This is a genomic window from Fodinibius sp., from assembly GCF_041642155.1.
Taxonomy (GTDB): Bacteria; Bacteroidota; Rhodothermia; order Balneolales; family Balneolaceae; genus Fodinibius.
This window is the reverse complement of sequence record NZ_JBEPWZ010000091.1, coordinates 1-10387: the sequence shown is the minus strand read 5'-3', so window position 1 is coordinate 10387 and position 10387 is coordinate 1. Positions and strand designations below refer to the sequence as shown.

10 protein-coding genes and 1 pseudogene are annotated in these 10387 nt (G+C 50.0%); all 11 read left to right on the top strand.

Annotated elements, in window-relative coordinates:
• A pseudogene (locus ACESLU_RS07330) lies at window positions 1-324 on the top strand (1-deoxy-D-xylulose-5-phosphate reductoisomerase); the annotation flags it as partial.
• 18 nt (window positions 325-342) lie between these two features.
• Window positions 343-1680 (top strand): RIP metalloprotease RseP, encoded by a 1338-nt coding sequence (gene rseP, locus ACESLU_RS07325; RefSeq protein WP_372637243.1) that lies wholly within the window; start codon window positions 343-345, stop codon window positions 1678-1680.
• The gene (locus ACESLU_RS07320) at window positions 1673-2335 is read left to right on the top strand and encodes a phosphatidylserine decarboxylase family protein (RefSeq protein ID WP_372637240.1); all 663 of its coding nucleotides are present in this window, start codon (window positions 1673-1675) and stop codon (window positions 2333-2335) included. The genes rseP and ACESLU_RS07320 overlap by 8 nt, the downstream gene beginning before the upstream one ends.
• A 1-nt stretch (window position 2336) precedes the next feature.
• Window positions 2337-3131, top strand: coding sequence for a CDP-diacylglycerol--serine O-phosphatidyltransferase (gene pssA / locus ACESLU_RS07315; RefSeq protein ID WP_372637238.1), 795 nt, complete (start codon window positions 2337-2339; stop codon window positions 3129-3131).
• 425 nt (window positions 3132-3556) lie between these two features.
• On the top strand, window positions 3557-4969 hold the full coding sequence (gene trpE, locus ACESLU_RS07310; protein ID WP_372637235.1) for an anthranilate synthase component I: 1413 nt from the start codon (window positions 3557-3559) through the stop codon (window positions 4967-4969).
• 265 nt (window positions 4970-5234) lie between these two features.
• Window positions 5235-6224 carry a tryptophan--tRNA ligase gene (gene trpS, locus ACESLU_RS07305; RefSeq protein WP_372637232.1) on the top strand — a complete coding sequence of 330 codons (990 nt, stop codon included), beginning with the start codon at window positions 5235-5237 and terminating at the stop codon, window positions 6222-6224.
• 10 nt (window positions 6225-6234) lie between these two features.
• Window positions 6235-6819, top strand: coding sequence for an aminodeoxychorismate/anthranilate synthase component II (locus ACESLU_RS07300; protein WP_372637245.1), 585 nt, complete (start codon window positions 6235-6237; stop codon window positions 6817-6819).
• 218 nt (window positions 6820-7037) lie between these two features.
• Window positions 7038-8069, top strand: a complete 1032-nt coding sequence (trpD, locus tag ACESLU_RS07295; RefSeq protein ID WP_372637229.1) for an anthranilate phosphoribosyltransferase — start codon at window positions 7038-7040, stop codon at window positions 8067-8069.
• An 11-nt stretch (window positions 8070-8080) separates the two neighbouring features.
• Window positions 8081-8887: an indole-3-glycerol phosphate synthase TrpC gene (gene trpC / locus ACESLU_RS07290; RefSeq protein ID WP_372637227.1), complete on the top strand. Its 807-nt coding sequence runs from the start codon at window positions 8081-8083 to the stop codon at window positions 8885-8887.
• Between the two features lie 7 nt (window positions 8888-8894).
• Entirely contained in the window at window positions 8895-9569 is a 675-nt protein-coding gene (locus ACESLU_RS07285) for a phosphoribosylanthranilate isomerase (protein ID WP_372637224.1), read from the top strand.
• Window positions 9570-9603: 34 nt separating this feature from the next.
• Window positions 9604-10387, top strand: a 784-nt coding sequence (trpB, locus tag ACESLU_RS07280) for a tryptophan synthase subunit beta (RefSeq protein ID WP_372637221.1), incomplete at its 3' end; no start/stop codon positions are given.

Genomic DNA, 10387 nt, shown 5'->3' with positions numbered 1-10387 from the left:
TATCCCGATCGTACGACGCTGGATGTGCCGCGAATCAATTGGCAGCAGGCGTTTGATCTGACCTTTGAGCCGGTGGATTATGACCGGTTTCCCTGTTTGGGATTGGCGCTGGAGGCGGCACGTCAGGGGGGGGTGGCCCCGGCTATCCTGAATGCAGCCAACGAGGTAGCGGTGGCTCGATTTCTAAATGAAGAAATAACGTATATTCAAATCCCGATAATTATTGAAAGCTGTTTGGAACGGCTAAATAATTCAGGAACAGTTTCGTTAGATACGTTAAAGAAAATTGATGAACAGGCCAGGAATATGGCCCGAATTATTTAAATAGCACAGACACGTTTCATGGAATGGATTTTAGGTTTATTATCAACACTTGCCATATTTGCAGCCGCGCTGCTTATCCTGGTCTTCTTTCACGAGCTGGGACATTTTTTAGCAGCTAAGTTCTTCGGCATGCGCGTAGAACGCTTTTCGGTGGGATTCCCCCCCCGTATCTTTGGAATTAAAAAGGGCGAAACGGACTACTGTATCGGAGCGACCCCGCTTGGAGGATACGTGAAGATTTCCGGGATGATTGATGAAAGCATGGATACCGATCATCTCGACGAAGAGCCCAAGCCCTGGGAATTTCGCAGCAAACCGGTATGGCAGCGTATTGTAGTGATTACAGCCGGCGTCATCTTTAATATGATTTTGGCTGTTATTATTTATGCGGGCATGACGTACAGCACAGGGGAGACGAAAGTGCAGCTGGACAGTGTCGACAATATTTACGTGAGTGAAGGTTCGCTGGCGGACCGGGTTGGGTTTCAGACCGGCGACCGGTTGGTCGGGGTGAATGGGCAAGAGGTGTCGTATTTTAATGAGCTTTTTGCCCCTGAAATCATGACCTCTTCTACATTGAGCTACACCGTGATGCGCGATGACCGGCAGGCGACGGTTACGGTGGCCGACAGCCTGTTGAATGATATCGGACGGGAAGGCCTCATCAATTTGTCCAATGCCATGCCCAGCAGCATCAGCAGGGTACAGCCCGGAAGTCCGGCAGAGGAAGCCGGTCTGGAGGGGGGGGACATTATCACGTCTATCAACGATCGGGAAGTCAGCTATTGGGCGCAGGCGGTTGAGCTGATAAGTACGGCCGATGATTCCATTTCCTTGACCGTGAACCGAGAAGGCGAAACCCTTGCTTATACCATTATGCCGAATGCAAATAATAAATTGGGTATCTATGCGCCGGAACCGGATAGTGTATTTGAAATTGATCGTTTTAAGTACGGCCTCTTTGAATCCTTGAATATAGGTGTTCAGCGGTCAAATGCCACCCTGACCGGCATTATACAGGGCTTTAGCAAAATGTTTTCCGGGGATATTGCAGTCAGGGAAAGCCTCGGGGGACCCGTAGCCATTGCGAATGTGACCAAGCAAGCCACCGACCAGGGGGGATGGATTGGCTTTTGGAACATCACCGCTTTTCTGAGTGTTACACTGGCCATCATGAATATCCTCCCCATTCCGGTTTTGGATGGCGGTCATTTGATGTTCTTAATCTATGAAGGGATCACCCGTCGCGAACCCTCGCCGAAAGTGCGGATGTGGCTTCAGCAAATAGGATTTTTGCTTATTATCGCGCTCTTTATTTTTGTGACCTTTAACGATATTCTCAGGCAGTTTGGGTAAAGATATGCTTGCACGCGAGGGATATTCCAACATATTTGCAGCCGTACTCTTTGCACTCCTGGCAAGCCTGGGAGCATATTTCCTGAACCACTGGATTTCCAATATTATTTACGGGGCGATGGCTCTGCTGGTCCTTTTTATGCTCTATTTCTTTCGCGACCCGGATCGTGACATCACCCCCGGGGATAACCTGGTGCTGTCCCCGGCAGATGGCAATATAGTACTCGTGAAGAACGTGGAAGAAGAGAAGTATATTAAAGGAATGGCAATACAAATAAGCATCTTCCTCTCCCCGCTCGACGTACATGTGAACCGGCTGCCCGTAGGCGGACAGCTGGAATACCTGGAATATCATCCGGGCGCATATTTGATGGCCTGGGACGACAGGGCGTCGGAGATGAATGAGCGGGCTGACTTCGGCATACGGCATAAAAGCGGCATGAAAATATTTTTTCGGCAAATAACCGGGTTTTTAGCTCGTCGTATTGTCTACCATATCCAAAAAGGAGACCAACTTGCAGCCGGTGAACGCTTCGGGATGATGAAATTCGGCTCAAGAATGGATATACTTGTCCCGGTTGACGCAGAAATAAACGTATCGGAAGGAGAAAAAGCCGTGGCCGGAAAGACAATTTTAGCTACGATAACTTCTTGAAATGAAATATCCCATACAAAAATGGAAGCGATTTCGGCGCCGCAGGAAGCGGGAGAAAGACGGACGCCCCCGCAAACAAATACCCCGTATCGTTGTTCCCAGCTTCTTTACGCTGATGAATCTTTTTTGTGGTTTTCTGGCTATCATCAGTATCTCGGAGGGAAGATTGTTTTTTGGGGCCTGGCTTATCGTTTTTGCCGGACTTTTCGATGCGCTGGATGGTTTTATGGCCCGCCTTTCCAATGCTACCAGCCAGTTCGGTATTGAGCTCGATTCAATCAGCGACGTGGTTTCTTTTGGTGTGGCGCCGGGCTTTTTGCTGTATACCTTTGGACTGGGAGAGATGCCCTTTGTGGGAATAATTCTCAGCGCTCTGCCCCCGCTTTGCGGGGCGGTGAGGCTGGCACGATACAACGTGGACGTCCAGGAAAGTCCTGACGACTTTTTCAGGGGACTGCCGATACCGTCCCAGGCAATTATGATCGCCGCTTTTTATCTTACCTTCTATAACCGGCTGGACCTGTTTGCGGATTTTAAATACGGTCCCAATACTGTGATCGTGCCCCTGATCGTTCTGCTGTCGTTTTTGATGGTAAGCACCATTCCATTTGATAAAATTCCCAGCTTTGACAGGCAATCCATCAAAAAGCATAAAGGAAAAATCGCACTGTTTGTGTTTTATGGCATACTCATCCTGTTATTCCAGGAAATCGGACTGATGATGGTTTTCTCCGCCTTTATACTGAAGGGGGTCATTATCGGGGGGATCCTGTTTTTCAAGGAAGCGTACGGGTAAGCCCAAAAATTAAATTTCATACACGTAAACTGCGGCATGTAACGGCTGGACGGTCGTTTTTTGCTGCTTCATGACTTCCTGGCTTTAGTGGTTCCTCATTCCGCCGTGGCGGGAATACCCCGGTTTTCTCTGGTGGTGTTATTCTTTTTTGCTTTTAGCGGATGCGCACATTATATTCCGATCGTAATGAAAAAAACAGCTCATAATAACAGCAATTGGTGGTGGCCTGTGATGAAAAACATACAGGCAGTGGCAGGATTATGAGTTAGTTTTATAAGAAAGCTTTTTGAGAACCCACTGCAGGTAAACTGGAGTGGGTTTTTTATTTGGACATTATTTTGGTGTAGAGGAAAGAAGATATGCAACTTGATGAGTTTAAACAGTTAGCGAAGGAATTTACGGCGGTTCCCATATACCGGCCTCTTATGGCGGATATACTGACCCCGGTATCGTTGTTTCTGAAGTTGAGGGAGCAGAGCCGGTATCCCTTTCTGCTGGAATCAGTGGAAGGAGGGGAGCAGCTTGCCCGCTATTCTTTTTTGGGGCGCAATCCATACCAGGTATTGAAATACGAGGAGCAGGAGGTGTCTCTCCGGAAGGGCGATGAGGTCACGATCCTGGACCAGCCCTATTTTGAAGCCCTGGAAGAGCTGACGACGCAGCACAGCGAGCCCAAACTCCCGAACCTGCCGCGGCTGACGGGGGGTGCCGTGGGCTTTTCCTCTTACGATACCGTGCGGGAGGTGGAAGAGCTGCCCCGGGCGCCGGAAGCCGATGTCGAGATACCGGAGGCGATTTGGGCTTTTTACGATGAGATTTTTGCTTTTGATCATGTCAAACAGCAGGTTATCATCATAAAAACGGTGTTTGTCGACAATGAAGCAGAAAATGACGATCAATACCACCAGGCACAGCAACGACTCGATGAGCTTGAAGCTCTGGTCCGCCAGCCCAATCCGGTATCGGATTACTCTTTTTCGATAGACCCGGAAAGTCTGACGAGCAATATCGAGCAATCGGCCTTTGAGTCGATGGTCCGAACGGCCAAGGACTATGTCTACGAAGGGGATATCTTCCAGGTGGTTCTCTCCCAGCGTTTTGAATGCGACTTTGAGGGCGACCGGTTTATGCTGTACCGGGCCCTGCGGATGGTCAACCCGTCTCCCTATCTTTTTTTCCTGGATTTCGAAGATTTTGCCCTCGTAGGCTCCTCTCCCGAAGTGTTGGTGAGGGTGCAGGACAACACGGCCCAGCTGCTGCCCATCGCGGGAACGCGTCCCCGCGGCGATACCGAAGAACAGGACCGGGCCCTGGAAGAGGAGCTGAAAAACGATCCCAAGGAGATCGCCGAGCACGTTATGCTGGTCGACCTGGGACGCAATGACTTGTCCCGGGTATGCCAGCCGGGCACGGTCAGGCCCGTGCGGGAGCAGGCCATTGAGCGGTACTCTCACGTCATGCATATCGTTTCGGATGTAAAAGGACAGCTGGCCGAAGGTCAGACGTCCGTCGATGCGCTTATGCAGTGCTTCCCGGCCGGCACCGTGAGCGGTGCCCCCAAAATCCGGGCGATGGAAATTATCGATGAACTCGAGCCCACCCGGCGGGGGCCTTACGCCGGTGCGGTGGGTTATTTTGATTTTTCGGGGAATATGGATACCTGTATTGTTATCCGCACCATGTTGGTAACGGATTCCAAGGTCTATATTCAGGCCGGAGCGGGCATTGTAGCCGACAGTGACCCGGAGAAAGAGTATATTGAGACGAAGGACAAGGCCGGCGCGCTGGTGGAGGCTCTCAGTGTGGCGCTGACGATCAGGGCAAATGACAGCACCTGATTTCAGGTTCAGCGATATGTTTAGAAGGAAGAAGTAAACGCTCAATTTCGCAGTCCTTTGCGACTGCACTCAAATTTGAGCTATACGTAATGTTCGATATGCCAAACAATATTAATAGCTTAATCTTTAATTTTTGCTATTTCATAATTAATACGGGTTAAGCATGTATGAGAATGTTGAATACGTGAAAATGCAGATATTAGCCAAAAGAACGATTTTGCAAAGCACTCTAAATTGTAATGTTAATCCGAGCACTTATTGATCGATGAAAACTATCTTATCCGGCATTCAGTCATCCGGCAAACTACATCTTGGCAACTACTTCGGGGCGCTGCGTCAGCACATCCAAATGCAGGAAAAAGGAGACGCCTTTTATTTTATAGCCAATTATCATTCCATGACGTCTATTGACGACGGAGAAGAAATCTATCAGAATACGATTGACATCGCCCTCGACTACCTGGCACTGGGACTTGATCCCCACAAATCCACCTTTTTTGTCCAAAGTGACGTACCCCAGGTCACCGAGCTGGCCTGGATGCTGAGCACCTTCTGCCCCGTCAGCATGATGGAAAAAGCAGTGGCCTATAAAGATAAGGTAGCCCAGGGGGTGACGCCCAACATCGGGCTCTTCACGTATCCTATCTTGCAGGCTGCTGATATCCTGATTTATAACTCGGATGTGGTGCCCGTGGGGCAGGATCAGAAGCAAAATATCGAAATTTGCCGCGACCTGGCCGGCAGGTTTAATCACAATTACGGGGATGAATTCTTGAAGCTCCCGGAAGAGTATATTGTCAAATCAGTGGCCGTGGTACCCGGCATAGATGGACGAAAGATGAGTAAGTCGTACGGTAATACCATCGGCATTTTTGATGAAGGCAATGTGCTCAAAAAGAAAGTGATGTCCATTGAAACCGATTCCACCCCGCTTGATGAACCCAAGGACCCGGAACGTTGTAACGTCTTCGCCCTTATCAAGCTGTTTGCCGGTGAAGACAAGCAGCGGGAGATCGCCGAAAAATACCGTGCCGGCGGTTATGGCTACGGGCACGCCAAAAATGAATTACTGGATATGATCAAGGTTTACTTTGCCGAGGCGCGAGCGAAGCGAAAGGAGCTGGCCCGGGATATTGACACCGTGCGGGATATTTTATCAGCGGGCGGGAAAAAAGCCCGGGCCCGGGCTGAATCCGTGATGGAACCGATCCGGGAGGCAGCCGGTGTGTTTAAAAGTTATGGATTTAATGAATGAGGAAAAAAATATGATCTTAATCATCGACAACTATGATTCATTCACCTACAACCTGGTGGATATCCTTGCGCAGCATACCGGGCAGTACAAAGTGATCAGAAATGATGCGCTTACCCTGGATGAGGTGCGTGCGTTAAACCCCGATAAAATACTTATTTCCCCGGGACCCGGACGGCCGGCTGATGCGGGGATCACGGAGCCGGTCATCAGGGAACTGGGTTCCCACACCCCCATTTTGGGTGTTTGCCTGGGACTCCAGGCCATCGGCGAGGTGTACGGAGGGAACGTGATCCACGCTCCGAAACTAATGCACGGCAAAACCTCGACCATTCGACATGACGGGCGCTCTGTCTTCCGCGGCATCCCCAATAATTTTACGGCCACCCGTTACCACTCATTGATTCTCGACCCGGAACAGATTCCCGATGAACTGGAGGTGACCGCCCACAGCGATGACGGCGTGATTATGGGGATTCGGCACAGAGCCTATCCCGTTGAAGGAATTCAGTTCCACCCGGAAAGCATACTGACCGTCGAGGGACCGGATATCATTAAAAACTGGCTGGAGCTGGATAAGCAACCAAAAACAGGATAAAATAAATATTCGAATTAGGTTTAGAATCTTGGAAAAACCAGTCCCGAAGCATCGGGAAACAGCAAAACCTGAGTGCATTCGACACCACAGCAAATAAGGCATATTTGAGGATTTTGAGTTTGCTAAAATACAGAGATTGGCTAAAAGAACAGTTGGGCAAAGCGCTCTTTTAATTTAATTTACTAATATACAGTTAATTTACTAATACACAGCAACTTATGGAATTTATAGAAGTGCTAAACAAGCTGGTGAATCACGGCGATTTATCCCTTGATGAGGCCCGGCACGCCCTTGAGTTAATCATTTCCGGGGAGGTTGAGGATGAGCGTATCGCTGCGTTTCTGACAGCGATGCGGATGAAGGGGGAGACCATAGAGGAGCTTACGGCTTTTGTCGAAGTCATGCGTGAGGCTGCCATCAAGCCACAGGTAGAAACGAAGGGGGCCGTGGATTTGTGCGGGACCGGCGGTGATAGTTCGGGGACTTTCAATATTTCGACCGCTTCCATGTTTATCGTTGCCGGGGCCGGGGTGCCGGTGCTGAAACACGGGAACAGAAGCGTATCGAGCAAATGCGGCAGCGCCGATGTACTGGAGGCCCTGGGCGGGGTTGTTGATCTTCATAAGGAGCAGGTGGAATGGGTTTTTGAACAGACGGGCATGGTCTTTATGTTTGCCCCCAATTTCCACCCGGCGATGAAACATGTGATGAAGGCCCGGCGCACGGTGGGCATTCGCACCTTCTTTAATATTCTGGGTCCGCTATTAAATCCGGCTTCCGTAAAACGCCAGGTCATCGGTGCCTACAGTAGAGATATTGCGCGAAAGATCGCCCGGATTATGACCAACCTGGATACGGAATTTGCGTATACCCTGAATGCACACGACGGGCTGGATGAAGTGAGTCTGAGTGCCCAGACCGAAATCTTCGAGTTGAACAATCGAATGATGAAAGAGTCGACCACGTTTGATCCCCGTTCGCTCGACTTCGAGTGGGCGGAACTTGAAGAACTGCAGGGAGGGGATGTCGGCTTTAATGCGGATATTATCCGTTCTATTTTAGCTAACAAAGCAAAGAAACCACATCAGGATATCACGCTTTTAAATGCCGCTTTTGGTATTCATGTCTCCGGAAAAACCGAATATCTCACTGATGCCAAGGAACTTGCGAAGGATAGCTTGAAATCAGGTGAGGCCCGGAAAGCCCTTGACCGATTTGTGGAAGCAACAAACGAAGCAGCAGAGAACTAACACTACAGACGATGGCAACCATACTTGACGAAATCGTAGAGCAGACCGCCCGGGATTTACAAAAACGGAAGCAGAAAATAACGCTTAAGGACCTGGAATCACATGAACGGTACGAGCAGCGGGCACGGGACTTCAAAAAGGCTCTCGCAGACTCTCCCGACGTTGCAATCATTGCTGAAATCAAGAAGGCTTCGCCCTCGAAGGGACTGATACGAAAGAATTTTGATCCCCGTAAAATTGCCGGCCAGTACCAGGAGGGGGGAGCCTCGGCTATTTCAGTGCTGACCGACCAGCCGGCTTTCAAAGGTCGGCTGGAATATCTGGAAATAGCTTCTAAAGAAGTTTCTATCCCATTGTTGCGCAAGGATTTTATTATTGATCCATACCAAATAAAAGAAGCCAAGGCCTATGGAGCTGATGCCGTACTGTTAATCGTGGCGATCACCGAGGGACAACAGCTTAGTGAGCTGCTTCATGCTGCCGAGGAGTTTGGAATCCAGGCGCTGGTCGAATGCTATTCGGAGAAGGATATTGAAAATGTTACTTTTGACCGGGTTGACATTCTGGGCGTCAATAACCGTGATCTCCGTACGTTTGAAGTAGATCTGCACCGCGGGGTGGCCTTGTTGCAGCGCGCTCCGGAAGAAACGGTGCTGGTCTCTGAAAGCGGATTAAGTTCGGCAGAGGATTTACGTTATTTATATGAGGAGAAGATTCATGCGGCCCTGATCGGAGAACATTTTATGCGCCAGCCCGATCCCGGACGGGCGGTGCGTGCGATGAAGAAAGAGCTCAGGGAACAAATCGAAAACGTATAGTGAACCGATGTTTGCAGATACTGAAGAACGATCAAAAGTAAAAATATGTGGCATTACCCGCCTGGAGGACGCGCGGTTTGTGTCGGGCGCCCTGGCCGACTATCTGGGTTTTATCTTTTATGAAGACAGTGCGCGTTATATTACGCCGGCCGAGGCGGGGGCCATTATCAACTGGGTAGAGGGACCGAAATGTGCGGGGGTCTTTGTAAATCAGCCGCTCGATGATGTCAATATGATTGCCCGGCAAACAGGGATCGACTACGTGCAGCTGCATGGCAGGGAAAATCCGGATTACTGTCACCTGGTGGACAAGCCGGTCATCAAGGCGATCCATATTCGGCAACGGGACCGTCAGGCGGACATCGAATCGCGTATCCGGCCATATCTTGACAGTGTGGATTTCCTGCTGTTTGATACCAAAATTGAAGGACAGTGGGGCGGGACGGGAGAAGTATTTGACTGGAGCCTGCTCGACAAAATCACTCAACAGGTGCCTTTTTTCCTGTCCGGGGGACTCCATTCGGGGAATGTTCGCCAGGCGTGCAAACGGGTGCATCCCTATGGGGTTGATCTTGCCAGTGGCGTGGAGAGCGAGCCGGGTGTCAAGGATTTTGATAAAATCGAAACCTTTATGAATGAGATGCGCGCCATTTGGGAACAGCAGGAGAGGGGCGAATTATAATTACGTTTAATTTAGATTCAAGAAACCAAAAGAAATGACATACAATTTACCAACAAAGAAAGGGTATTTCGGAAACTACGGCGGGAAATTTGTGCCTGAGATTTTAATACCGGTATTGGAGGAGCTGGAAAAAGCTTATGATGCGGCCTGGCAGGATGAAGAGTTCCAAAAAGACTACCTTGACCTGTTAGGCGATTATGTGGGACGTCCGACCAAGCTGACCTTTGCCAACCGGTTGAGCGAGCATTACGGGAAGGCCAGAATTTACCTGAAACGGGAAGATCTCTGTCATACGGGAGCTCACAAAATCAATAATGCTATCGGCCAGATATTGCTGGCCCGCCGGATGGGCAAGCAGCGCATCATCGCCGAGACCGGAGCGGGTCAGCATGGCGTGGCTACGGCCACAGCCTGTGCCAAATTCGGTGTGGACTGTATTGTGTATATGGGCACCGAGGATATGGAGCGGCAGAAATTGAATGTCGAACGCATGCAGCTGCTGGGCGCGGAAGTACGTCCCGTGGAAAGTGGTTCCAAAACGCTGAAAGATGCCACCAACGAGGCGATAAGAGATTGGGTCACGAATGTAGAAGATACGTTTTATATCATCGGCTCGGCGGTGGGCCCGCATCCCTACCCCAGGATGGTGCGCAATTTCCAGCGTATTATCGGCGATGAGACCAGGAAACAGCTCATGGAAGCTGAAGGAGAGGGAACGCTGCCGGATTACCTGCTGGCCTGTGTGGGCGGGGGATCCAACGCAATAGGCATATTCTATCCCTTTATTGACGATGAATCCGTTAAAATGTACGGGCTGG